The sequence below is a fragment of the Stenotrophomonas sp. Marseille-Q5258 genome (genome assembly GCF_946900935.1).
In the GTDB taxonomy this organism is placed as follows: Bacteria; Pseudomonadota; Gammaproteobacteria; order Xanthomonadales; family Xanthomonadaceae; genus Stenotrophomonas; species Stenotrophomonas nematodicola.
The window spans coordinates 1-23,644 of record NZ_CAMPPN010000013.1 but is presented as its reverse complement, the minus strand read 5'-3'; the positions used below and the strand labels follow the sequence as shown (position 1 = coordinate 23,644).

Below are 23,644 nucleotides of genomic sequence, written 5' to 3'. Positions count from 1 at the left end.
AGCGCGGGTGCAGCATCCTGCTCACGCCTGCCGGCGCTGTCGCCATTGGGCGCGCGACTGGCCCCAGATTTCCATCGGAACGCCTGCATGCGGCGGCGGCAATTCGCCCATGCGCAGCAGCGTGCTGCCGAGCTTGCGCGCCACGGCCTGGGAATTGACGTTGGACGGCTCGATGGTATGGATCACCTCATCCCAGCCCAGTGTGTCGAAGGCCCAGTCGATGCTGGCCACCGCAGCCTCGGGCGCGTATCCCTTGCCCCAGCTCTCGCGGCAGATGCTCCAGCCGACCTCGGTGCCGGGCCAGTCCAGCGGCTGCCACGGCCCCATGCGCCCGACCCACGCGCCGGTCGCCTTCTCGATCACCGAGAACATCGAAAAGCCATACAGGTGCCAACTGCCCACCAGGCAGCTGAAGCTGCGCCAGGCCTGCGAGGGGGGCATCACGCCACCGAGGTACTGCATCACCTCCGGGTCGCTGCAGAAGCGCAGGAAGGCATCGAAATCCTCGACGCGCGGCGGGCGCAGGATCAGGCGGTCGGTTTCCAGGGCAAGATCGACAATGCTCATGCGGCGGTCCCAATGGCTACGCCGGCCATGATCGCAGAACGTGGGCCGCACGGCAGGCCCCACAACGCGGCACGCCGGCGCAGGGCCGGCGTGTCGTTCGATGCTTCGGGGAGAAGCGGCGCTTACTGCCGGTTGGCATCCAGCGACGCGGTCTGGGTGACCAGCTGACCATCGATCACCGGCAGGCGATCGCTGCTGGGCTTGTTGTCCATCTTGACGGTCTTTTCGACGCCGTCGTAGCGGTAGGTCACGTTGTAACCGGTGACCGCGTCGCTGGTGCCCATCGCAATGCGGTTGCCCGGCTTGCTGGCCATGCGCATGGTGCCGGTGGTGCCGTCTTCATTGCGGTAGGTCACGTTGTAGCCGGTGACGCGCGTCGACTCGGAGGTTGCCGTTTCGGTGTGGCACTGCCGCTCGGTGCGGTTGACCACACGGCCCCCCACGTGGCGCTTGTCCACCTGGTTGCCGATCAGGCCACCGGCCACCGCACCGGCGGCGGTCGCTGCCTTCTTGCCGTTGCCGCCGCCGACCTGGTTGCCCAGCAGGCCACCGATCACCGCACCGGCCACCGTACCGCCGACGTTGCCGTCGCGCTCGGGCAGGCGTTCCTGCACCACCACGTCCTGGCAGACCTCATGCGGGGTCTGGGTGGTCGAGGTCTCGCGCACCGGCTCGGTGCCGATCACGGTGGCGTAGGCCTTCTCCTTGCGGGTCAGCGGATCGACCTTGACCACGTCGGCGTATTCCAGCCTGCCGGCCTTGTCTTCCAGGGCCACGGCATCGGTGCGCGCACCGTCGTCGGTCAGCGGGGTGGTGTCCAGGGTGGGCCGGCTCTGTGCCGCGGTGGTCGCATCCGGGGAGGACGTGCCGCTCTTCATGAAAGCGGCGGTGGCGATACCGCCGACGAGCAGCGCGCCAGCGGCGACCAAAGCAGTGGTGGTTGTACTTTTCATAACCGGCTCCTTGCGGACCATCCGCAACGTTCTTGAGCGAATTCCAGCATGGCGTGCCTGAACGGAATCTCCACATTCCCTGCACACCGCGTTACCCCATTCAGGTTCTGTCGCAGCAAGGCCCGTGATAGCGTTTACAGCATCTGTCGAGGAGTGCGTCATGGCCAATCCCCTGTTGCTGCCCGTGCTCGAATGGGCGCGCCACCTGCGCTACCCCACCCTGTTCAAGCTCACCGCCGGGCTGTTCGCGTTGAGCCTGCTCCTCCCGGACCCGGTGCTGCTCGTGGATGAGATTCTGCTGGGACTGGGCACGCTGCTGCTGGCCAACTGGAAAACACGCGGCAACCGGACGCCGCCGCCGCTGCCCGCCAAACGCCGCGCGTGAACCTGGTCGACAGCCACTGCCATCTGGACGCGGGCGAGTTCGACGGGGATCGGCTGCAGGTGATCGAGCGCGCGCGTGCTGCGGGCGTGCGCACGCAGGTGGTGCCGGCGGTCACGGCTGCCAGCTGGCCGGCGCTGCGAGAGACCTGCCGCCTCGGCGACGGCTTGCATCCCGCCTACGGGCTGCATCCGATGTTCCTCGATCAGCACCGGCCCGAACATCTCGATGCACTGCGCACGTGGATCACGCGCGAGCGCCCGTGCGCGGTTGGCGAGTGCGGCCTGGACTTCTTCGTGGAGGGGCTGGACGTGCAACAACAGCAGTTCTACTTCCTCGGCCAGCTACGCCTGGCGCGCGAGTTCGACCTGCCGGTGATCGTGCATGCGCGCCGTGCGGTGGACGCTGTGATCGCCGCGATCAGACAGGTGGGCGGTCTGCGCGGCGTGGTGCACAGTTTCCCTGGCAGCCCGGAGCAGGCCGCGCAGCTGCACGCGCAGGGCTTCCTGCTGGGCCTCGGCGGCCCGCTGACGTACCAACGGGCCCAACGCCTGCAGCGCCTGGTCGCGCATATGCCGCTGGAGCAGCTGCTGCTGGAAACCGACGCTCCCGACCAGCCCGACGCGGGCATCCGTGGCCAGCGCAACGAGCCGGCGCGCTTGCCGGTGATCCTGGAGACGGTGGCGCGTCTGCGCGGCCAGCCAGCAGAGCACATCGCCGCGCAGACCACCGCAAACGCACGCCGCCTGTTCGCCCTGTAGCGCCGGGCTCTGCCCGGCTGCCGTTGGCGTACGATCCGAAACACCAACACGCGCCAGCCCCGTAGAGCCGGGCTCTGCCCGGCTGCCGTTGGCGCACGACCCGAAACACCAACACGCGCCAGCCCCGTAGAGCCGGGCTCTGCCCGGCTGCCGTTGGCGTACGACCCGAAACACCAGCACGCGCCAGCCCCGTAGCGCCGGGCTCTGCCCGGCTGCCGTTGGCGTACGACCCGAAACACCAGCACGCGCCAGCCCCGTAGAGCCGGGCTCTGCCCGGCTGCCGTTGGCGCACGACCCGAAACACCAACACGCGCCAGCCCCGTAGCGCCGGGCTCTGCCCGGCTGCCGTTGGCGTACGACCCGAAACACCAGCACGCGCCAGCCCCGTAGAGCCGGGCTCTGCCCGGCTGCCGTTGGCGCACGATCCGAAATGCCTGAACACCCGCATACCACGTCGCGCGGCAGCCGGGCAGAGCCCGGCTCTACCGGGTTGCGGCCTTCTTCAGCAGCATGTCCAGCGCCTTGCCGACGGCGGCGAACGCGAAGGCGCCGGTGATGTGGGTGGCGGCCCCCAGGCCCGCGCCGCAATCCAGCTTCAGCGCCGCATCGGCGCCAAGGTTCGGGCGGATGCCGCACACGCTGCCATCCGCCTGCGGGTACTTCACGTTTTCCAGCGAGTACACCGCCGGTACGCCGAAGTACCGCGAGGCATTCTTCGGGAAATTGAAATCGCTGCGCAGCTTCTTGCGGATCAGCGCCATCATCGCGTCGTGCTCGGTACGCGACACGTCACGGATCCGCACCAGGGTGGGATCGGTACGGCCACCGGCGGCGCCCACGGTCAGGATCGGCAGCTTGCGGCGGCGGCACCACGCGATGGTTTCGACCTTGACCCGGAAGCTGTCGCAGGCGTCGATGACCAGATCGAAATCACGGTCCAGCAACTCGACCATGTTGGACACGGTCAGGAACGAGGCGACCGCATCGACGCTGATATCCGGATTGATCGCGCGGCAGCGCTCGGCCATCGCCTCGGCCTTGTTGCGACCGTACTGGCCGGCCAGGGCAGGCAACTGGCGGTTGGTATTGGACACGCAGATGTCGTCGGCATCGATCAGGGTCAGGTGACCCACGGCCGTGCGGGCCAGTGCCTCGACCACCCAGGAGCCCACGCCGCCCATGCCGACCACCGCCACCCGGCGGCTCGACAACAGGTCCACGGTGCCCACCCCATACAACCGGTCGATGCCGGCAAATCGTTCGCGCAGTACGTCATTCATCGGCACATTTTAAGGCCCATGACCCCGTACCGGTACGCGCCGTGGACAGGACGCGTCGTACCATCGCCGCAGCCACCCTCAAGGAAGCCCTCACCATGAACGATCCCGCGTCCCCGCCCCGCCGCCCCTCTGCCGCCTACCGTTACCTGTTCGTAGGCCTGCTTGGGCTGGTGATCGGGCTGATTGCCACGGTGATGGTCTCGCGTGCGATTCAGGCCCGGCAGGATCCCTTCCCGGATTCACTGATGCATGTGATGAACCGCCAGGTCGAGCTGCTGCAGGCCGCGCAGGCGCAGAACCGCTGCAGCCTGGCCGACACCGTGCCGCGTCTGCAGACGCTGCGCTCGCTGTCCAACGATCTGGACCTGGCCTTTCCCGGCCTGAAGGACAGCCAGGGCTTCCAGCAGCACGCCAGTGCCCTGCGCGCCACGCTCAACGAGGCGTTGGCGGCACCGCCGACCGACTGCCCGGGCATGGCCACGCTGGTGGAGAAGATCCAGACCGACTGCAAGGCCTGCCACCAGGATTTCCGCTGATTCATCTTCCAGCCACACTGGCGGCCCGGGATTGGCACGCTGTTCACGCTGCACAGGACACGATCTGCTCCATGCGCACCAGACGCATTCGATCATCCCTCTGGCCAGGAGATACACCATGAAGATTCAACTGATTGCCGCCGCTGCCGTTGCTACCGTCGCCCTGGCTGGCTGTGCCACCACCTCGCCGGGCTACGGCGGCGGTGGTTACAACAACGGTTACGGCAATTCCGGCGGCAACTACAACACGAACCGCTGCGCCGACTGCGGCATCGTGACCCGCATCAACCAGGTGGCATCGGGCCGCACCGCGCCGAGCGCGACCGGGGCGATCCTGGGCGGTATCGTCGGCGCCGTCGCCGGCCATGAGATCTCCGATCACACCGGCGGCAGCAAGGGCAACCAGAACATCGCCGCCGCCGCGGGCGCCGTGGGTGGTGCGTTGGCCGGCAACCAGATCCAGAAGAACGTCACCAGCGACACCTTCGACATCACCGTGCGCATGGATGACGGCCGTACCGTGGTGGTCAACCAGCGCGATCTGGGCGGCATCCGCGAGAACACCTATGTCCGCGTGGTCAACGGCAAGGTGATCCTGCGCTGATCGGCGCTGCCTGCCCGCACCATGAAAAAGGCCCGCTTGCGCGGGCCTTTTTCGTGCCGCCGCGTGGTCGACCTCAGGTCGGTTCCACAGCGTCGGCCTGCAGGCCCTTCTGGCCCTGCACAACCGTGAAGGTGACCTTCTGGCCTTCCTTCAGGCTTTTGAAGCCCTGGGTCTGGATCGCGCGGAAATGCACGAACACGTCTTCGCCGTTCTCACGGCTGATGAAGCCGAAGCCCTTGGCATCATTGAACCACTTGACAGTACCGGTCTCACGATCAGCCATCTCACTCACTCCCTGGTGACTCTGCTCTTGTTGTTGGATACGCCTGGTTGGGCGGCTGACAGCAAGGGGGAAGCGAGGTGCAACGATGCAGCGGATCCGGAAGATCTACCATCATCAGGCCACGATCCACGGTGACCTTGCCAAGCTCAGCGACCTCAACTTAACCCGGGCAAAACGAAAAAGCAACTGGCAAACCTTTCGGATGTCAACCCCATTTACCACACCATACTGGACAGCATGGACCTCTCATTCATCTTGTATCTGCTAGCGATCCTGCTGGTGCTCGCCGGCATCGCCGGGGTCATCCTGCCGGCGCTGCCCGGCATCCCGCTGGTGTTCGCCGGATTGCTGCTTGCGGCATGGGTGGACGGGTTCGCGCACGTGGGCTGGCTGCCCCTGGTCGTGCTGGGGCTGCTCACCGCCCTGTCCTTCGCGGTGGACATCCTGGCCACGGTGGTTGGCGCCAAACGGGTGGGGGCCAGCCGCAAGGCGCTGTGGGGCACGTTCATCGGCAGCATCGTGGGGCTGTTCTTCATGCCGCTGGGGCTGTTCCTCGGCCCGCTGGCCGGCGCCCTGCTTGGCGAGTACTGGCATGGCCGCGAACTGGGCCGCTCGACCAAGGTCGGCCTGGCCACCTGGCTGGGCATCCTGCTGGGCGTGGCATTGAAGCTGGCGCTGGCCATCGCGATGCTCGGCCTGTTCGCGTTCGCGTGGTTTTTCTGAAGGCGCTTTCACACCCTCGCCACGTCGTCGCCGGGCATAACGTCGCAGCAGCAGGTGATGGCCGCGCGCTGGCATGAAAACAGAGCACCGGCGACACTGTGGCGGCAATCCCATTCACTATTTGTCACCTGGCCCCGTGTTCATGACCCTTCCGCTCCCCCGTTCCGCGTTGTTCCTGGCCCTGGCCGCCTCTGCCACCAGCCTGCCGCTGGCCGCGCAGGAGGCGGCGCCGACCCCGGCCTCACCGGAAGCCTGTGCGCTGGTGGACACCGACGCCGCGCGACTGGCCTGTTACGACACGCTGTTCGGCCACACCCGCGGCGTCACCGTGGCCGCCGATGCGGCCGCCACGGCGGCCCAGCAGGCGCGCCGCGAGGAACGCCAGGCCGCCCGCAGCGCCGATGCCGATGCGCCCACGGGGCAGCGGGTCAAGCAGCGCTTCGGCGAACTGTTCCAGAACGATGGCCACCAGGCTGCCCTGGCCAACGCGGGCAAGGGCTCGCTGCTGGACAGCCGCTGGGAACTGGCCCAGGACTCCAAGCTCGGCGCCTTCCAGCTGCGCGCCTACAAGCCGGTGTACCTGCTGCCGGCGTTCTGGACCAGCGACAAGAACCAGACGCCGCAATCGCCCAACCCGGCCAACACGGTCACCACGCCGCAGCTGCTGGACAGCAACGAACTGAAGTTCCAGCTCAGCTTCAAGACCAAGATCGTGGAGAACGTGTTCGGCAACAACGGCGACATCTGGGCCGGATACACCCAGAGCTCGCGCTGGCAAGCCTACAACGCCGAGAACTCGCGTCCCTTCCGCGAAACCAATTACGAACCGGAAGTGATGATGATGTTCCGCAACGGCTACTCGATCGGTGGCTGGCGCGGTCGCATGAGCGGGATCAGCCTCAACCACATGTCCAACGGCCGCCCCGACCCGCTCTCGCGCAGCTGGAACCGGGTGATCGCCACCATCGGCCTGGACCGCGAGAACTGGGCGCTGGTGCTGCGCCCGTGGTACCGCATTCCGGAAGACCGCAAGGACGACAACAATCCGGACATCGAGGATTACATGGGCCGCGGCGACGCCACCCTGACCTGGAACCGCAACGGCCACGAAGTCTCGTTGATGGCGCGCCACTCGCTGCGCGGCGGCGATCGTTCGCACGGTGCGGTGCAGCTCGATTACGGGTTTCCGATCAGCAACCTGCTGCGCGGCCACGTACAGGTGTTCGACGGCTACGGCGAGAGCATGATCGACTACAACCACAAGGCCACCTACGTGGGCGTAGGCGTGTCGCTGCTGGAGTGGTACTGATGGCGGTGACGATCTGGCACAACCCGCGCTGCAGCAACTCGCGCGGGGCACTGGCGCTGATCCGCGAGGCAGGCATCGAACCGACGATTGTGGACTACCTCGCCACCCCGCCCGACCGCACGACCCTGGCCGCCGTGATCGCACGCATGGGCATCGCCCCGCGCGCACTGCTGCGCAGCAAGGAAGCGGCATACACCGACCTGGGGCTGGATGATCCGACCCTGGACGATGCCGCCCTGATCGACGCAATGGCTGCCCATCCGGCACTGATCAACCGCCCCATCGTGGAAACCCCGCGCGGTACGCGGCTGTGCCGCCCGCCGGAAACGGTGCGCGACCTGCTCGCGTAGCCACCGGCCGGCGGCCTGCCTGCGGGGTCAGCCGCACCCGGACATGCACGCCGAACGCCGCTCTTCGCAGCCGATCTGCACGCCACTCTGTTGACACGCGTGCGCCTTGAGCTCGCAGGAGCGGCGCAGCTCGGGATGCTGGATGTCCTTGCAGCGCTTGTCCGGCTGCGGTGCCATCTGCTGCTCGCAACTGCGGTCGTGGATTTCCTTCGGCGTGGCCATGCAGCTGCGGTAACTGGCCTGGCACTGCATCGCGCACTGCGCGCCGGCGGTGAACCCGGTGTCGGCGGCAGGGTCGCCGCTGCTGGCACAACCGGCCAGCAGCAGTGACAGCACCAGCATGCAGACGTTCCGTGACATGGGCGTGCTCCTTGTTTCCGTCGAAGGGAGGGTCAGCGTTCGATCATGCGCCCGCCACACGCCAGCGCGCAGCGCTCCCAGCGCTGGGTGCAGGCCGACGTGTCGGGCGAGGGAGGCAGGCAGGCCGCACCGCCATTGGCGCTTTCGCAGCGACGCCGTTCGCTGTCGCTGGCGTATCCCGAGCAGCGGTCCTGCAGGCGTTCCTGGCCGGCCAGGCACATCGCGTGGCTGCTCTCGGCCTCCAGCCGCGCATCGGTGGAGCAGCGCAACGCCTGCGCGTCGCAGGTGACCATGCATGCCGTGCCGGCCGGCGTGGTGGGGCGCTCGATCTCATACGACCGGCACCCCGAAAGGGCGAACACGCTCACACACCACAGCACCGCAGTCCAGCGCATTCCGATCCTCCATGATGGCGCCCCGACTGTAGCAAATACGCGCGGGGCTGCCGCGCCTCAACGCCAATCGGTGATGCCTTCGCGGCGGTACACCTCGACAAATGCCGGCCGCGCCTTGAGCCGGTCTGCGTAGGCCTTCAGTACCGGCCAGCGATCACTCGGTGCCGGCATGCCGCGCGACCAGCGCAGCAGCATCACCACCATGAAATCCACCACGCTCACCTGCTCGCCGAGCATGTACGGGCCGCTCGCTTCCACGTGATCGGCCAGCCGCTGCCACGCCGCTTCAAGGCGTTCGCGCGCGTGCCGCCGGGTCGCTTCAACATGCGCCGCGCCGGCCATTTCATGTGCGTAGAACCACGCCCGATATGCCGGCTGCACGCTGTTGGCGCACCAGAACATCCAGCGGTAGGCCTCGGCACGGGAGGCACTCCCCACCGGCGGCAGCAGGCCCGCCTGCGGGTGCAGATCGGCCAGGTGCAGCGCGATCGCCGCCGCTTCGGTCAGCACCTGGCCGTCCAGCACCAGCGTGGGCACCACGCCGGCCGGGTTCAGCGCGAGGTAGTCGGCCGTCTTGTGTTCGCGCGCCTCGAAATCCAGCAGCACCAGTTCATGCGGCAACGCCAGTTCCAGCAGCAGCCAGTGCACCACCAGCGATGCGGTGCTGGGCGAACCGTAGAGGGTGATCTGCATGGGCGCTGCCTGTCGGGGAAAACGCCGAGTATGCGCTGCGGCGCCGGCCGATGCGATGCCGCGCCGACCGGGTACAGATGCCACGCGACATTGCAGGGGACTGTCGCTGTCGGCACCCGATGCCGCCGCCTAGCATGTGCCGCCTCGCCCGTTCTTCTCCACGGTACAGCACCATGCCGGACGCCTCCGCCCTGCTCGCCTTCGCTCTGGTCGCACTGGTGATGGTGCTCACACCGGGTCCCAACATGGTCTACCTGATTTCGCGCTCGGTCAGCCAGGGGCGGGTGGCGGGCTGGATCTCGCTGAGTGGCATCGCGGTGGGATTCATGACCTACCTGGCCTGCGCCACGCTGGGTCTGACCGCGCTGCTGATGGCCGTGCCGTATGCCTACGACGCACTCCGCATTGCCGGTGCGCTGTATCTGCTGTACCTGGCCTGGCAGGCGCTGCGCCCCGGTGGCCGTTCGCCGTTCCAGGTGCGTGCGCTGTCACCTGACCGCCCATCGCGCCTGTTCGCGATGGGGCTGCTGACCAGCCTGTTGAACCCGAAGATCGCGGTGATGTACCTGTCGCTCCTGCCACAGTTCATCCAGCCCGGCGGACACGGCAGCGTTGCACTGCAATCGATGGCGCTGGGGTCGCTGCAGATCGCCATCAGCCTAGGGGTCAACGCGCTGATCGTGGGCGTGGCCGGCGGCATGGCCGCCTTTCTGGCCGACCGGCCGCGCTGGCAGGCGCTGCAGCGCGCGGTGATGGGCACAGTACTCGGCGGCCTTGCCCTGCGCATGCTGTTCGACGCGCGACGATGAGCGCCGCCCCCGCCGCAATGTTCAGGGCGTGGCGACCAGTGCCTCCAGCTGCGCGGCAACGTGGTCGAAGGGTTCAATGCTCCGCTGCGCCCGGCACATCACGATGGCCCCTTCAACGCTGGCGATGATCAGGGTGGCCAGCCGCGCCGCAGCGGCCGGCGCGTGGCCCTGCACCTGCAACGCGGCGGCCAGCCGGCGCTGCCAGTCGCCGAACGCGGCGGCGGCGGCATCCAGCGCCTCCACGGCGATGTCGTCGATCGGCTCCTCCACCGCCACACCCATCACCGGGCAGCCGCGGCGGAACTCGGTGGCGATCAGGCTCTGCCGCCACGCCGCCAGATAGGCACGCAGCCCGGCAAGCGCCCCGTCCTGCAGGTGCCGCTCCAGACGCGCACCGACGTGCGCACCGGCGAGCTCGATCGCCTCCACCACCACCTGCTGCTTGCCGCCCGGGAAGTGATGGTAGGTGGAGCCCAGCGGCGCCTCGGCGCGCTTGGTCATCTCACGGATGCTGGTGGCATTGAGGCCATGCCGGGCCAGCATCTCCACGGCGGCCACGACCACGCGCCCACGCGGATTGGTGTGTCGATTGCGCATGCGGTGACCCTTGCCATGACAGTCGTCATAGCCTACCGTAATTGACTATTACACTCGTCATATCCGGAGCCTCCATGCGCCGCACCTCCGCTCTGCCCCGCCCTTCCGGCGTTCCGGCATGAATCTCTGGTTCCGGCTGCTGTGGCTGCTGCTGAGCTCCCTGTGGCGTCCGCGGCTGTCGGCCCCGGACGGGATCTCGCGGATCCGCTCGCGGGTGTGGCTCAACGACCTGGATGTCAACGGCCACATGAACAACGGCCGCTACTGGACGCTGTTCGACCTTGGCCGCATCGACCTGATCCTGCGCAATGGCATCGGACGGGCCGCCCTGCGCAACCGATGGGCGCCGATCGTCGGTGCCGGGGCGGTACGCTTCCGACGGGAGTTGAAGCTGTTCCAGTCCTTCACTCTGGAAACCCGCGTGCTCGGCTGGCAGGACGCGCGGATGGTGATGCAGCAGCGTGTACTGATCGGCAACGATGAGGTGGTCGCCACCCGCGCCCTGCTGCTGGCCGGGTTCTACGATCGTCGGGCACGCCGTTTCGTCAGCGCCGAGGACCTGCTCGGCGCGGTCGGGGTGTGCGATGCGGTTTCACCGCCCTTGAACGACCCCGCCCAGGCCTTGCTGGACCTGGACGCCTCAATGAAGGGCGACGGCGCGCTGTAACGGGGTGCCGGCCGGTGGCCGGCACCCCGCTGGATCAGGCAACGACCACCGGAATGCTGCCGATGCGGGCCTGCCATTCGCGCGGCCCGGTGATGTGCACCGACTCGCCGGTGGCGTCGACGGCCACGGTGACCGGCATGTCCTGCACGGTGAACTCGTAGATCGCCTCCATGCCCAGGTCCGCAAAGCCGACCACCTTGGCCGCCTTGATCGCCTTGGACACCAGGTACGCCGACCCGCCGACCGCCATCAGATAGGCGGACTTGTTGTCGCGGATCGCCTCGATTGCCGCCGGGCCGCGTTCGGCCTTGCCGACCATGCCCAGCAGGCCGGTCTGCTCCAGCACCTGGCGGGTGAACTTGTCCATGCGGGTGGCGGTCGTCGGGCCGGCCGGGCCCACCACTTCGTCGCGCACCGGATCGACCGGGCCCACGTAGTAGATGAAGCGGCCCTTGAGGTCGACCGGCAGCGGCTCGCCCTTGTCCAGCATCTCCACCATGCGCTTGTGCGCGGCATCGCGCCCGGTGAGCAGCTTGCCGTTGAGCAGCAGGGTCTGGCCCGGGGTCCAGCTGGCCACGTCTTCCGGGGTGATCGTATCCAGGTCGACGCGGGTGCCCTTGGAGGCGTCGTACGTGATCTGCGGCCAGTCTTCCAGCGACGGCGGGTCCAGCATCACCGGGCCGCTGCCGTCCAGGGTGAAGTGTGCATGGCGGGTCGCCGCACAGTTCGGGATCATCGCCACCGGCAGATTGGCGGCGTGGGTCGGGAAGTCCTTGACCTTGATGTCCAGCACCGTGGTCAAGCCCCCCAGGCCCTGCGCGCCGATACCCAGCGCATTGACCTTGTCGAACAGTTCCAGGCGCAGTTCTTCGGCCCGGTTGGAGGCGCCGCGCGCCTTGAGGTCGTTGATGTCGATCGGCTCCATCAGCGATTCCTTGGCCAGCAGCATCGCCTTCTCGGCGGTGCCGCCGATGCCGATGCCGAGCATGCCCGGCGGGCACCAGCCAGCCCCCATCGTCGGCACGGTCTTGAGCACCCAGTCCACGATCGAATCGGACGGGTTGAGCATGGCGAACTTGGACTTGGCTTCCGAGCCGCCCCCCTTGGCCGCGACGATCACCTCGACGGTGTCGCCCGGCACGACCTTGACGTTGACCACGCCCGGGGTGTTGTCCCTGGTGTTGACGCGCTTGCCGGCCGGATCGGCCAGGACCGAGGCGCGCAGCTTGTTGTCCGGGTGGTTGTAGGCCCGGCGCACGCCTTCATTGGCCATGTCTTCCACGCCCATCGTGGCGTCGTCCCAGCGCACGTTCATGCCGATTTCCAGGAACACGGTGACGATGCCGGTGTCCTGGCAGATCGGCCGATGGCCTTCGGCGCACATGCGCGAGTTGATCAGGATCTGGGCCATCGCCTCCTTGGCGGCCGGCGACTCTTCGCGCTCGTAGGCTGCGGCCAGGCTCTTGATGTAGTCGACCGGGTGGTAGTACGAGATGTACTGCAGCGCGTCGGCGATGGACTGGATGAGGTCTTCCTGCTTGATCGATGTCACGACTTGCTCGCTTGCTGGAGGCTGGCGGGGGGTTAGCCCTCCATTTTACCCCCAGCGGTCCACCGATGCCGCCCCCGCGTGCCGACCGGAGCCACGGGTGAGAATGACTCGCAACGCTGCGATTTGAGGCACAGTGACAACCCCCAACCTCCTGTCACGGCAGCGCCCGCTGCGGCGTCCTCCCTGCATGCACACCCCCGATACCTTCCAGACCCATCGCCCGCGCCTGTTTGCCCTCGCCTACCGACTGCTGGGCAGCCGCAGCGACGCCGAGGACGTGGTCCAGGACGCCTGGCTGCGCTGGCAGGGGGCCGACACCACTGCCATCCGGGACCCGGAAGCCTGGCTGGTCACCGCCACCACCCGGCTGGGGCTGGACCGCCTGCGGGCTGCGCGCAACGCGCGCATCGACTATGTCGGCCCGTGGCTGCCCGAACCGCTGGAGATCGCCCTCGACCCGGATCCGATGCACGACCCGGCGCAGCGCCATGCCCACGCCGACGATGTCTCGGTGGCCTTCCTGGCGCTGCTGGAGCAGCTCAGACCCGACGAGCGCGCCGCCTTCCTGCTCAAGGACGTGTTCGACTACGACTACCCCGAGATCGCCCCGCTGCTCGACCACACCCCGGCCAACTGCCGCCAGCTGGTGCATCGCGCGCGGCAGCGCCTGCAGACCGGGCGGCCGCGCTTCGCGGTCAGCGCCGCGCAGCACCGCACGCTGCTGGAGCGCTTCATGCAGGCCACGGAACAGGGGGACCAGGCCGCGATCCTGTCGCTGCTGCACGCCAATGCGGAGATGGTGTCCGACGGCGGCGGACGGGTGACCGCCGCGATCCGCCCGCTGCTGGGCGCCGAGCGCATCGCCCAGCTGTTCTGGGCCATCGCCCGCCGCAACGGCTCGCACCCCGGGCGCATCGGCTGGGTCAACGGCGAGCCGGCGATCCTGCGGTTCGACGACGGGCATCTGCATTCGGTCACCACCGTCACCGTGGACGACGGGCGCATCGTGCGGGTGCTGAGCGTGTTGAATCCGGACAAGCTCGGCGCGGTTGTCACAGCGCGCCACGCTGCCGCGTCCTCCTGATGAAGACGGCCATCGGGGCCGTCACGGAGTCCACGATGTCCGCTTCTCCCCGCGTTCCCTACACCCGCCTGGCCGCCGACGCGTTCAAGGGCCTGCTCGCCACCAGCAAGGCCGTGCATGACAGCCCGGTCGATCCCAGGCTGATGGAACTGGTGTTCCTGCGCGTGTCACAGATCAACGGCTGCGGCTACTGCATGGACATGCACGGCACCGCGCTGCGCAAGGGCGGCATCGAGCCGCGCAAACTGGACACCCTGCCGGCGTGGCATGAAAGCCGCTTCTTCGACGCGCGCGAACGCGCCGCGCTGGGCTGGGCCGAAGCGCTGACCCGCCTGCCCGACGGTGCACCCTCCGACGCGGCGTTCGAGGCACTGACGCCGCATTTCGACGAGAAGGGCATCAGCGACCTGAGCATGGGCATCGCGGTGATCAACGCCTGGAACCGCCTCGGCGCCGGACTGCTGCCGCCGCTGCCGTAAGAGATCCCGGCAGTGCCGGCCGCTGGCCGGCACTGCACGGTGCACGCCTTGCATCGCGATATCCGCAGGGTGAGGCGGGATTGCACCGCATTCATCGTTCCGCCACGGCGCAGGCGCGCACAATAGCGCCCATGCCCGCCTCCCCCGCTGCCGGCACTCCCGGCCAGAAGAACCCGAGCCTGCGCGAACGCTTCCAGGCGATGCGCAACCTGCCCCCCTTCCTGCGCCAGGTCTGGCAGACCAGTCCCGCACTGGCCAGCGCCAGCCTGGGCCTGCGCCTGATCCGCGCCTTGCTGCCGGTGTCGATGCTGTACGTGGGCAAGCTGATCATCGATGCGGCCCTGCACCTGAGCCAGCACGAAGCCGGGTTCCCGCCGTTCGGCGAGGCGCTGTCCAGCGGCCTGCTCAACCCGCTGCTCGGCCTGCTGGCGTTGGAGTTCGGCCTGGCGATCGTGTCCGATCTGCTTGGCCGCCTGGTCAACTACGCCGACACACTGCTCTCGGAACTGTTCACCAACGTCACCAGCGTCCGACTGATGGAACACGCTGCCGAGCTGGACCTGGAGGACTTCGAGGACCCCGACCTGCAGGACAAGCTTGATCGCGCGCGCCGCCAGACGATGGGCCGGATGAACCTGATGAGCCAGCTGTTCGGCCAGGTGCAGGACAGCATCACCGTGGCCAGCCTCGCGGTAGGCCTGCTGGTGTATGCGCCGTGGCTGATCCTGCTGCTGGCCGTGGCGCTGGTGCCGGCGTTCATCGGCGAATCGCACTTCAACGCGGCCGGCTACAGCCTCAACTTCCAGTGGACGCCCGAGCGCCGCCAGCTGGAGTACCTGCGCCAGATCGGGGCCAGCGTGGAAACGGCCAAGGAGGTGAAAATCTTCAACCTCCACCGCTTCCTGATCGACCGCTACAAGACCCTGGCCGACAGGTTCTTCCGCGCCAACCGCGCACTGGCGCGGCGGCGCGCGTTCTGGGGCACCCTGCTGGCCGCGCTGGGTACGCTCGGTTACTACGCCGCCTACGCCTACATCGCCTGGCGCACCGTACGCGGCGATTTCTCCATCGGCGACCTCACCTTCCTGGCCGGCAGCTTCCTGCGCCTGCGCCAGCTGCTGGAGGGCCTGCTGATCGGCTTCTCGCAGGTAGCCGGGCAGGCGCTGTACCTGGACGACCTGTTCTCCTTCTTCCAGATCCAGCCGGAGATCCACTCGCGCGCCGATGCCATCGCCATCCCGCAGCCGATCACCCAGGGCTTTGTGTTCGAGAACGTCGGCTTCCGCTACCCCGATGCCGGGCAATGGGCCGTACGCCATCTCGACTTCGAGCTGCGCGCCGGCGAAGTGCTGGCCCTGGTCGGCGAGAACGGCGCCGGCAAGACCACCCTGGTCAAGCTGCTGGCGCGCCTGTACGACCCGGACGAAGGCCGCATCCTGCTGGACGGGCGCGACCTGCGCGACTACGACCTGGACGACCTGCGCGCCAACATGGGCGTGATTTTCCAGGACTTCGTGCGCTACAACCTCAGCGCCGGCGAGAACATCGGCGTCGGCCTGGTCGAGGCGATGGGCGACCAGGCGCGGATCCGCGATGCGGCCCGTCGCGGCATGGCCGACGAGGTCATTGCCGGCCTGCCCGGCGGCTATGACCAGCTGATCGGGCGCCGCTTCAAACTGGGCATGGACCTGTCCGGCGGCCAGTGGCAGAAGATCGCCATCGCCCGCGCCTACATGCGCGACGCGCAGGTGATGATCCTCGACGAACCGACCGCCGCGCTTGACGCGCGCAGCGAGTTCGAGGTCTTCCAGCGCTTCAAGGAGCTGTCCGACAACCGTACCGCCGTGCTGATCTCGCACCGCTTTTCGTCGGTACGCATGGCCGACCGCATCCTGGTGCTGGCCGGCGGCCGCATCGAGGCCAGCGGCACCCATGCCCAGCTGATGGCTGAAGGCGGCCGCTACGCCGAGTTGTTCGAGCTGCAGGCTGCCGGGTATCGTTGAGGCCCCTTCCGCATGCGTTTCCGGCCAGTCAATGAGAATTTATCTCATTTGAGATAAACTGGGCGGGACAACACAGATCAGACCCCACCCCCATGTCTTCCGCTTTCGGCGCCGAAACGGTGCTTGAGGTCCGTCACTGGACCGACGCCTACTTCAGCTTCACCACGACCCGCGACAGCGGTTTCCGCTTCGAGAACGGCCAGTTCGTGATGATCGGCCTGGAAACCGACACGCGCCCGCTGCTGCGCGCGTATTCGATCGCCAGCGCCAACTGGGAAGAGAACCTGGAGTTCTTCAGCATCAAGGTGCAGGACGGCCCGCTGACCTCGCGCCTGCAGCACATCAAACCAGGCGACAAGGTCCTGGTCGGCAAGAAGCCCACCGGCACCCTGCTGATCAGCGATCTGCACCCGGGCAAGCACCTGTACCTGCTGGGCACCGGCACCGGCCTGGCACCCTGGCTGTCGGTGATCAAGGACCCGGAAACCTACGAGCGCTTCGACAAGGTGATCCTCACCCACGGCGTGCGTTTCGAAAAGGACCTGGCCTACCGCGACCTGTTCGAGAAGGAACTGCGCGAGCACGAATTCCTCGGCGAGATGATCGGCGAGAAACTGCTGTACTACCCGGCCGTCACCCGTGAGCCGTTCCCGAACCAGGGCCGCCTGACCTCGTTGATGGAAAGCGGCGAGATGCAGAAGACCCTCGGCCTGCCGCCGCTGGACCCGGAAAACGATCGCGCCATGATCTGCGGCAGCCCGCAGATGCTGGCCGACCTGCGCAGCGTCCTCGATGCCCGCGGCTTCCAGACGTCCCCGCGCATCGGTACGCCCGGCCACTACGTGTTCGAACGCGCCTTCGTGGAAAAATAAGCGCGCCCGCGCAAGGAAGCATTGCCGATGATCACGATGATCCGCCCCGCCCTCGCGTGCCTGCTGCTCGCGATCAGCCTGGGCGCCAGCGCCGCCACCGCCGAGCCGCCCAAGGCCGGCGACCTGCCGCCCCAGCTGCTCGGCAAGGACCGCCAGGGCGAACCTGTCGACCTGGCCGCCCATCGCGGCAAGGTCGTCATCGTGACCTTCTGGGCATCCTGGTGCGGCCCGTGCCGCAAGGAACTGCCGGTGCTCGGCCAGTTGCAGGACATCGTCGGCACCGACGCCCTGCAGGTGTTTGCGGTCAACGTCAAAGAACCGCGCGCGGACTTCCTGGCCATCGCCCGCGGTCGCAAGTCGCCGCCGCTGACCTGGATCCACGACAGCCGCGGCCTGGTCTCCGACCAGTACGGCATCGAAGCCCTGCCGCACATGTTCATCCTCGACCATGACGGCCGCGTGGCCCACGTCCACCGGGGCTACTCTGAACAGGCCCTGCCGAAGATCCTCGAGGAAATCACCGCCCTGCTGCCCGACGAGGTCCGCAACCGCCGGGCTGGCGGCTGACTGCTCAGCCCAGCGCCGCCTCGATATCCCCGCGCAGCGACGCCGGCGTATCCGTCGGCGCGTACCGCGCCAGCACCTGTCCATCGCGTCCGACGAGGAACTTGCTGAAGTTCCATTTGATCCCGCGCGTTCCCAGCACCCCGGACTTCTCTGCCTTCAGCCACTGCCACAGCGGATGCGCCGCCGGCCCGTTGACCGCGACCTTGTCCGACAACGGAAAATCGACCGCATAGGTCAGCGAACAGAACTGGGCGATCTCGGCCGCATTGCCCGGCTCCTGGTGCCCGAACTGGTCGCAGGGAAACCCGATCACCACCAGCCCGCGCGACCCGAACTCGCGCCACAGCGCCTCCAGGCCCTCGTACTGCGGTGTAAACCCGCACTTGCTCGCCACGTTCACCAGCAGCAGCACCTTGCCCCGATACTGCTCCAGCGCCTGGGGCTGGCCCGAGAGATCCACGAACGAAAAATCAAAGGCGGTGGTCACGGACGGCGGCTCCTGCGGAAACCGGCATCTTAGCGCCGTGCGGGTTGGCGCGGCCCGACCCGGCCCGCGCCCGGCGGCAACCTCACCGCCGCCGCCGCCGCCGCCGCACGCCCGCATGCCATGTCTTTCGACACAAGCCCGGGGCCCTCACATCGCGGTAATCTCGGGCACTTGTCTGACCGGAGAATCCCCCCTTGACCACCCGTCTTGCCCTTGCCGTCGCCGTCACCCTCGGCCTGGCCCTGCCCGCCTACTCCGCCGTCGCCGCCACCCCGGCCGCGAACACCGCCCAGCAGGCCAATCCGTTCTTCGCCGACAGCCCGCTGCCGCTGCACTACCCGCAGTTCGACAAGATCAAGGACAGCGACTTCGCCCCCGCCTTCGACGCCGGCATGGCCCAGCAGCTGAAGGAAGTGGAGGCCATCGCCAACAACAAGGCCAAGCCGACCTTCGACAACACCCTCATCGCCCTCGAAAAGAGCGGTGACATCCTGGATCGCGCCACCACCGTCTTCTTCAGTCTGGTCGGTGCCGACACCAATGACGTGCGCAAGAAGCTGCAGGCCGACTATTCCGCCCGCTTCGCCGCCCACAGCGATGCCATCGCCCTGAACGGCAAACTGTTCGCGCGCATCCAGACCCTGTACGACACCCGCAGCCAGCTTGGCCTCGACGCCGAAGGCGTGCGCCTTGTCGAAAAATACTATGACAACTACGTCCGCGCCGGTGCCAAGCTCAACGACGCCGACAAGACCAAGCTCAAGGCCATGAACGCCGAGCTGGCCAAGCTCGGCACCACGTTCAGCCAGAACGTGCAGAACGAAGTGAATGCCTCCGCCGTCATCGTCGACGACGTCAAGCAGCTGGACGGCCTCTCGGCCGAGCAGATCGCTGCCGCCGCCGAAGCCGCCAAGGCCCGCAAGCTGGACGGCAAGTATGTCATCGCCCTGCTCAACACCACCGGCCAGCCGCCGCTGACCAACCTGCGCAACCGCGACCTGCGCCAGAAGATCTACGAAGCGTCCATCACCCGCGGCAGCCGCGGTGGCCAGTTCGACAACACCGCGCTGGTCTCGCGCATCATGCAGCTGCGCGCCGACAAGGCCAAGCTGATGGGCTTTGACAACTTCGCTGCCTACAACCTCACCAACCAGACCGCCAAGACCCCCGAAGCCGTCAACGCCATGCTCGGCCAGCTCGCCCCGGCCGCCGTCGCCAACGCCAGGCGCGAAGCCGCCGACCTGCAGGCCATGATCGACAAGGAACAGAAGGCCGCCGGCAAGCCGACCTTCGCCCTGGAAGCATGGGACTGGGCGTTCTACAGCGAGAAGGTGCGCCAGGCCAAGTACAACTTCGACGAATCCCAGCTCAAGCCCTACTTCGAAATGAAGAGCGTGCTCGAGGACGGTGTCTTCCACGCCGCCAACCTCGAGTATGGCCTCACCTTCAAGCAGCGTACCGACCTGCCCGTCTACCACGACGACGTCACCGTCTACGACGTGTTCGATGCCGACGGCAGCCAGCTGGCGATCTTCATCTTCGACCCGTACGCCCGCGCCTCCAAGCGTGGCGGCGCCTGGATGAACTCCTACGTCTCCCAGTCCGCCCTGACCGGCTTCAAGCCGGTGGTCGCCAACCACCTCAACATTCCCAAGCCGCCGGCGGGCCAGCCGACCCTGCTGACCTGGGATGAGGTGAGCACCACCTTCCACGAGTTCGGCCACGCCCTGCATGGCATGTTCTCCAACGTGAAGTATCCCTACTTCTCCGGCACCGCCGTGCCGCGCGACTTCGTCGAGTTCCCCTCGCAGGTCAACGAGATGTGGGCCGACAACCCGGTCATCCTGAAGAACTACGCCAAGCACTACCAGAACGGCAGCGCCATGCCCCAGGAACTGCTCGACAAGGTGATCGCCGCTGCCAAGTTCAACCAGGGCTTCGCCACCACCGAGTACCTCGGTGCGGCCATGCTCGACCAGCGCTGGCACCAGATCGGCCCGGACCAGGTCCCGGCCGCCAAGGACGTGATGGCGTTCGAGCGCGCTGCGCTGGAGAAGGACGGCATCTACTATGCGCCGGTTCCCCCGCGCTACAAGACCCCGTACTTCAGCCACATCATGGGCGGCTACTCGGCCGGCTACTACGCCTACATCTGGTCCGAAGTGCTGGACGCCAACACCCAGAAGTGGTTCCGCGAGAACGGTGGCCTGAGCCGCAAGAACGGCGACCATTTCCGCGAAACCCTGCTTTCCAAGGGTGGCAGCGTCGATGCGATGGAACTGTTCCGCAACTTCGCCGGGCACGAACCACAGATCGAGCCGCTGCTCGAAAAGCGTGGCCTGACCGAGGGTGGCGGCAAGAAGTAAGGCCGGTCACAACAACGGCACGTAAATGAAAACCGCCCGGGACACCGGGCGGTTTTTTTTCAGGCGGGGCTAGCGCGGCGCCACATACCCCCCCGGCACGCCGCTGGGCGACAGCACCAGCTGCCACAGCTGCGCGTGGCGGCAGCGGAAACTGGCCATGGAACCGGCCAGATAGAAGCGCCACATGCGCTTGAAGCGTTCGTCGTAACGCTGCCCGTCCAGTCGCGGCCATGCCGCTTCGACGTTGGCGCGCCAGGCCTGCAGCGTGCGATCGTAGTCCGGGCCGAAGCTGTGCCAGTCCTCCAGCACGAACAGGCCCTCGCAGGCCGCCGTGATCTGCGCCGCCGACGGCAGCATCGAATTGGGAAAGATGTAGCGCGCGATCCAGGGGTCAGTGCGGTGACGCGACAGATTGCCACCGATGCTGTGCAGCAGGAACAGGCCATCGGGCTGCAGGCAGCGCCGGACCATCTCGAAGTAGCCGCGGTAGTTCTTGTCACCCACGTGCTCGAACATGCCCACCGACAGGATCGCGTCGAACGTCTCCTCGACGTCGTGGTAATCCTGCAGCCGGATCTCGATCGGCAGGCCCGCGCACAGCTCGCGGGCATACTCGGCCTGCTCCCGGGAAATGGTGATGCCCACGCCGGAGACACCGTAGCGTTCGGCGGCGAACTTCAGCGCCTCGCCCCAGCCGCAGCCGATATCCAGCACACGTTGGCCCGGACGCAGCCGGAGCTTGCGGCAGATCAGGTCAAGTTTGGCTTCCTGCGCGGCATCGAGGTCCTGTGCCTGCGCCCAGTAGCCGCAGCTGTACACCAGACGCCGGCCCAGCATCGCCTCGTACAGATCGTTGCCGAGATCGTAATGGCGCCGCCCGACGTCGAAGCTGCCGGAGCCCGCCTGCAGGTTGAACAGCCGCGCCTTCAGCGCATCGGCCACCTCGCGCCAGCCGTGCACCCGTTCGTCCAGGTGCGCCTGCATCAGGCGCACCAGCAGCCCGTCCAGGCTGCCGGCATCCCACTGCCCGTCCATGTAGCTCTCGCCCAGCCCCAGCGACCCATGCGCCATCACCCGCGTATAGAAATGCGGATCGTGCACCTGGATGTCGTGGGGCTGGTCGCCGTCCACCTGGACGCCGGCCTCGTGCAGCAACTCCTGTACGCGTCGTTGCAGGCCAACGTCCATGCCGCCCCCGTCAGCCGCGTGCGAACAGGCCCGCGTAGGCGGCGCCGACATACGGCAGCAGCACGCTGGCAGGCACGTCCACCGACTGGGTGCCGTCCGAATACGGACCGACCTGGTACGGCGGGAACACGAACCGCACCGCAGTGATCTTGCCGTCGGTGCCGGTAATGGGCTGGAACTGGCTGAAATTCTCCACGCTCGCATCCGTGCCGTCGGCGATCATCCGGCTGGCGTTGCGCAGCGACTCCTGCATCTGCGCCGGTTCCAGGTCGTCCCCGCTCAGGCGCGTTGCAACGCGCTCGCGCAGCTGGTCGGCCACATACACGCTGACCGCCTTCCAGCCCTTGGCATCGGCCACCAGCTGGTCGGCCGTCAGCATCTGCTGCTGCTCGGGCAACCACACAAAACGCGCCACCAGCGGCTCGCCGTGGGCGCCACCGGTGTAGCGGCTGCCATCGGCGCCAACCACCACCAGCTGCGGGGTTTCCAGCAGTTTCTCAAAGCTCAGCGACAGCTCGTAGGGCATGGTCGGCGTGTCGTTGCCCAACCCGTCAACGGCCTGCTGCAGTTCGCCACGGGCGCTGTCGGCATAGGCCTTCAACGCCTTGGCCAGCCCGGGATAGCGGGCCAGATCCGGCGGGTAGCTGATACCCACGACCGCCTGCGGGGAGGTCTCGATGACATCGCGAAGCTCCACCGGCGCGTCGGCCGGCACGATGCCGGTGGCGGGCGCGGCCGGGGCGGTGTCGGCCACCGGTGCGGCCGGCGGTGGTGTATCGGTATCGCGTTGACACCCTGCCGCCAACATCACGGCCAGGGCCACGCCGCTGGCGCGCAGCGCGCGGCGGTTTACTGCGTTGTCCATCCTTACATCCCCTTGTTGTAACCCACCATCATGAGCGGTGTTGCCTGAAGCATGACCGGCTGCTCAACCCGCCAGCAGGTCGTCGTATTCCGCGTGCCGTTGCATGAAGGCTTCGGCATAGGCGCATGCAGGCACCACTTTGAGTTTCTGTTCGCGCGCATAGCGCAGCGCCACCCGGGTCAGCTCACCGGCGATGCCGCGGCCGCCGATCGCCTCGGGCACTTCGGTGTGCGTGATCACCATCCGCTTGCGCCGGTTGCGGGTCTGAATCTGGTAATCCAGCAACGCCAGATGACCCCGCACCCTCGCCTGGAAGCGATGCCGGACCTCATCGTGCTCCACCTCGTAGGCCAAGCCGGGCGGGGTGACCGAAGCCATGAGCGGTGTCTCCTGCGGCGACTGACGCGATAGTGCGCAGCCGGCCGCCATGATCGCGTGAAGCCTGAACAGGGACAACCACCGACGCGCTGCGTCACATCCTGCCGCGCGCACGGAGGTCAGCGCCTGGCCACGGTGGACTGCGTTTGCGTGGGATGCCGCTCAAGCCTGCCCGGTTCAAGCCGATATAGGGAACGGACAGGGCGTAAAAGCTGGCATGGCTTTTGCGAGACCTGCCTGCCCGACCGCGTTTTATGGAGGCCCTCATGGACAACGCACCGCAGCCCCCCGCTCTTCCCGTGGACGCCGACAGCTCGCTGCTGGAAGGCCTGTTCGAGCTGGCCGTCAACGGCCAGACCCAGGGCTGGGAATTCGACCAGATCGACAACGAGGTCTATGCGCGCCTGCTGAGCACCTACGGCGCGGACAGTCAACAGGCCGCCTGAGCGGCCTTCCGGTTTTCGCGCGTCTCGACCAACGGCCGTGACCTGCCGCGGGGTGCCGGTGATCCCGGTCCCGACAGGTACCGACCGT

General features: G+C 67.4%; 29 protein-coding genes. 16 read left to right on the top strand and 13 right to left on the bottom strand.

Translation table 11 applies throughout. The features are described from left to right. Window positions 1-21: 21 nt before the first annotated feature. Window positions 22-567: a GNAT family N-acetyltransferase gene (locus OC534_RS10335; RefSeq protein ID WP_262071751.1), complete on the bottom strand. Its 546-nt coding sequence runs from the start codon at window positions 565-567 to the stop codon at window positions 22-24. Between the two features lie 122 nt (window positions 568-689). Beyond that, entirely contained in the window at window positions 690-1,520 is an 831-nt protein-coding gene (locus OC534_RS10330) for a glycine zipper 2TM domain-containing protein (RefSeq protein ID WP_026070858.1), read from the bottom strand. Between the two features lie 160 nt (window positions 1,521-1,680). Here OC534_RS10330 and OC534_RS10325 point away from each other — a divergent pair, with 160 nt between their 5' ends. Together OC534_RS10325 and OC534_RS10320 are read left to right on the top strand one after the other, a co-directional pair. Continuing rightward, window positions 1,681-1,905: a DUF6116 family protein gene (locus tag OC534_RS10325; RefSeq protein WP_017356640.1), complete on the top strand. Its 225-nt coding sequence runs from the start codon at window positions 1,681-1,683 to the stop codon at window positions 1,903-1,905. Continuing rightward, window positions 1,902-2,663, top strand: a complete 762-nt coding sequence (locus OC534_RS10320) for a TatD family hydrolase (RefSeq protein WP_017356639.1) — start codon at window positions 1,902-1,904, stop codon at window positions 2,661-2,663. The genes OC534_RS10325 and OC534_RS10320 overlap by 4 nt, the downstream gene beginning before the upstream one ends. Before the next feature lie 482 nt (window positions 2,664-3,145). Here OC534_RS10320 and OC534_RS10315 read toward each other — a convergent pair whose 3' ends face one another. Then, a complete protein-coding gene (locus OC534_RS10315; protein WP_136003352.1) occupies window positions 3,146-3,943 on the bottom strand; it encodes a tRNA threonylcarbamoyladenosine dehydratase in 798 nt (265 codons plus the stop codon). Between the two features lie 95 nt (window positions 3,944-4,038). Between OC534_RS10315 and OC534_RS10310 the strand changes: the two genes are divergently transcribed. Further along, on the top strand, window positions 4,039-4,479 hold the full coding sequence (locus OC534_RS10310; RefSeq protein ID WP_136003351.1) for a cytochrome c: 441 nt from the start codon (window positions 4,039-4,041) through the stop codon (window positions 4,477-4,479). Window positions 4,480-4,597: 118 nt separating this feature from the next. Continuing rightward, on the top strand, window positions 4,598-5,083 hold the full coding sequence (locus OC534_RS10305) for a glycine zipper 2TM domain-containing protein (protein WP_136003349.1): 486 nt from the start codon (window positions 4,598-4,600) through the stop codon (window positions 5,081-5,083). 73 nt (window positions 5,084-5,156) lie between these two features. On the opposite strand, the gene OC534_RS10300 is transcribed toward OC534_RS10305, so the two are convergent. After that, window positions 5,157-5,366 carry a cold-shock protein gene (locus tag OC534_RS10300; protein ID WP_136003348.1) on the bottom strand — a complete coding sequence of 70 codons (210 nt, stop codon included), beginning with the start codon at window positions 5,364-5,366 and terminating at the stop codon, window positions 5,157-5,159. 237 nt (window positions 5,367-5,603) lie between these two features. Between OC534_RS10300 and OC534_RS10295 the strand changes: the two genes are divergently transcribed. The 3 genes from OC534_RS10295 (at window position 5,604) to arsC (ending at window position 7,748) form a co-directional block, all read left to right on the top strand. Then, window positions 5,604-6,089 carry a DUF456 domain-containing protein gene (locus OC534_RS10295; protein ID WP_136003346.1) on the top strand — a complete coding sequence of 162 codons (486 nt, stop codon included), beginning with the start codon at window positions 5,604-5,606 and terminating at the stop codon, window positions 6,087-6,089. A 142-nt stretch (window positions 6,090-6,231) separates the two neighbouring features. After that, a complete protein-coding gene (locus tag OC534_RS10290) occupies window positions 6,232-7,398 on the top strand; it encodes a phospholipase A (RefSeq protein WP_136003344.1) in 1,167 nt (388 codons plus the stop codon). Beyond that, a complete protein-coding gene (arsC, locus tag OC534_RS10285; RefSeq protein WP_136003342.1) occupies window positions 7,398-7,748 on the top strand; it encodes an arsenate reductase (glutaredoxin) in 351 nt (116 codons plus the stop codon). The genes OC534_RS10290 and arsC overlap by 1 nt, the downstream gene beginning before the upstream one ends. A 27-nt stretch (window positions 7,749-7,775) precedes the next feature. On the opposite strand, the gene OC534_RS10280 is transcribed toward arsC, so the two are convergent. The 3 genes from OC534_RS10280 to OC534_RS10270 are packed head-to-tail and all read right to left on the bottom strand — an operon-like array spanning window position 7,776 to window position 9,196. Then, window positions 7,776-8,108, bottom strand: coding sequence for a hypothetical protein (locus tag OC534_RS10280; protein ID WP_026070819.1), 333 nt, complete (start codon window positions 8,106-8,108; stop codon window positions 7,776-7,778). Window positions 8,109-8,140: 32 nt separating this feature from the next. Continuing rightward, entirely contained in the window at window positions 8,141-8,503 is a 363-nt protein-coding gene (locus OC534_RS10275) for a hypothetical protein (RefSeq protein WP_262071750.1), read from the bottom strand. A 57-nt stretch (window positions 8,504-8,560) separates the two neighbouring features. Further along, window positions 8,561-9,196, bottom strand: a complete 636-nt coding sequence (locus OC534_RS10270) for a glutathione S-transferase family protein (RefSeq protein WP_136003339.1) — start codon at window positions 9,194-9,196, stop codon at window positions 8,561-8,563. Window positions 9,197-9,369: 173 nt separating this feature from the next. On the opposite strand from OC534_RS10270, the gene OC534_RS10265 reads away from it, so the two are divergent. After that, window positions 9,370-10,005: a LysE family translocator gene (locus OC534_RS10265; protein WP_262071749.1), complete on the top strand. Its 636-nt coding sequence runs from the start codon at window positions 9,370-9,372 to the stop codon at window positions 10,003-10,005. A 21-nt stretch (window positions 10,006-10,026) separates the two neighbouring features. Here the strand turns inward: OC534_RS10265 and OC534_RS10260 are convergent, their stop codons facing one another. Continuing rightward, entirely contained in the window at window positions 10,027-10,602 is a 576-nt protein-coding gene (locus OC534_RS10260; protein ID WP_017356365.1) for a TetR/AcrR family transcriptional regulator, read from the bottom strand. A 118-nt stretch (window positions 10,603-10,720) separates the two neighbouring features. On the opposite strand from OC534_RS10260, the gene OC534_RS10255 reads away from it, so the two are divergent. Next, on the top strand, window positions 10,721-11,269 hold the full coding sequence (locus OC534_RS10255; RefSeq protein ID WP_136003334.1) for a thioesterase family protein: 549 nt from the start codon (window positions 10,721-10,723) through the stop codon (window positions 11,267-11,269). 34 nt (window positions 11,270-11,303) lie between these two features. Here OC534_RS10255 and OC534_RS10250 read toward each other — a convergent pair whose 3' ends face one another. Continuing rightward, window positions 11,304-12,821: a FumA C-terminus/TtdB family hydratase beta subunit gene (locus OC534_RS10250; RefSeq protein WP_017356363.1), complete on the bottom strand. Its 1,518-nt coding sequence runs from the start codon at window positions 12,819-12,821 to the stop codon at window positions 11,304-11,306. Window positions 12,822-13,008: 187 nt separating this feature from the next. Here OC534_RS10250 and OC534_RS10245 point away from each other — a divergent pair, with 187 nt between their 5' ends. From OC534_RS10245 to OC534_RS10225, 5 genes are all read left to right on the top strand, one after another. Continuing rightward, window positions 13,009-13,905 carry an RNA polymerase sigma-70 factor gene (locus OC534_RS10245; protein ID WP_153165369.1) on the top strand — a complete coding sequence of 299 codons (897 nt, stop codon included), beginning with the start codon at window positions 13,009-13,011 and terminating at the stop codon, window positions 13,903-13,905. Window positions 13,906-13,940: 35 nt separating this feature from the next. Next, window positions 13,941-14,384 (top strand): carboxymuconolactone decarboxylase family protein, encoded by a 444-nt coding sequence (locus OC534_RS10240; protein ID WP_262071748.1) that lies wholly within the window; start codon window positions 13,941-13,943, stop codon window positions 14,382-14,384. Between the two features lie 131 nt (window positions 14,385-14,515). Next, on the top strand, window positions 14,516-16,387 hold the full coding sequence (locus OC534_RS10235) for an ABC transporter ATP-binding protein (RefSeq protein WP_136003328.1): 1,872 nt from the start codon (window positions 14,516-14,518) through the stop codon (window positions 16,385-16,387). A gap of 92 nt (window positions 16,388-16,479) precedes the next feature. Beyond that, window positions 16,480-17,259 (top strand): ferredoxin--NADP reductase, encoded by a 780-nt coding sequence (locus tag OC534_RS10230; RefSeq protein WP_017355364.1) that lies wholly within the window; start codon window positions 16,480-16,482, stop codon window positions 17,257-17,259. Between the two features lie 27 nt (window positions 17,260-17,286). Continuing rightward, complete coding sequence (locus OC534_RS10225) at window positions 17,287-17,826, top strand: TlpA disulfide reductase family protein (protein WP_136003326.1); 540 nt, start codon at window positions 17,287-17,289, stop codon at window positions 17,824-17,826. A gap of 4 nt (window positions 17,827-17,830) precedes the next feature. On the opposite strand, the gene OC534_RS10220 is transcribed toward OC534_RS10225, so the two are convergent. Next, window positions 17,831-18,313, bottom strand: a complete 483-nt coding sequence (locus OC534_RS10220; protein ID WP_017355362.1) for a glutathione peroxidase — start codon at window positions 18,311-18,313, stop codon at window positions 17,831-17,833. 194 nt (window positions 18,314-18,507) lie between these two features. On the opposite strand from OC534_RS10220, the gene OC534_RS10215 reads away from it, so the two are divergent. Next, window positions 18,508-20,679 carry a M3 family metallopeptidase gene (locus OC534_RS10215; RefSeq protein ID WP_153165366.1) on the top strand — a complete coding sequence of 724 codons (2,172 nt, stop codon included), beginning with the start codon at window positions 18,508-18,510 and terminating at the stop codon, window positions 20,677-20,679. 69 nt (window positions 20,680-20,748) lie between these two features. Here the strand turns inward: OC534_RS10215 and cfa are convergent, their stop codons facing one another. From cfa to OC534_RS10200, 3 genes are all read right to left on the bottom strand, one after another. Beyond that, window positions 20,749-21,867, bottom strand: coding sequence for a cyclopropane fatty acyl phospholipid synthase (cfa, locus tag OC534_RS10210; protein ID WP_017355360.1), 1,119 nt, complete (start codon window positions 21,865-21,867; stop codon window positions 20,749-20,751). 10 nt (window positions 21,868-21,877) lie between these two features. After that, the gene (locus OC534_RS10205; RefSeq protein ID WP_136003325.1) at window positions 21,878-22,732 is read right to left on the bottom strand and encodes a DUF3298 and DUF4163 domain-containing protein; all 855 of its coding nucleotides are present in this window, start codon (window positions 22,730-22,732) and stop codon (window positions 21,878-21,880) included. A gap of 63 nt (window positions 22,733-22,795) precedes the next feature. Further along, on the bottom strand, window positions 22,796-23,110 hold the full coding sequence (locus tag OC534_RS10200; RefSeq protein WP_017355358.1) for a GNAT family N-acetyltransferase: 315 nt from the start codon (window positions 23,108-23,110) through the stop codon (window positions 22,796-22,798). Window positions 23,111-23,376: 266 nt separating this feature from the next. On the opposite strand from OC534_RS10200, the gene OC534_RS10195 reads away from it, so the two are divergent. Then, window positions 23,377-23,556 (top strand): hypothetical protein, encoded by a 180-nt coding sequence (locus tag OC534_RS10195; protein WP_037590960.1) that lies wholly within the window; start codon window positions 23,377-23,379, stop codon window positions 23,554-23,556. Window positions 23,557-23,644 lie beyond the last annotated feature (88 nt).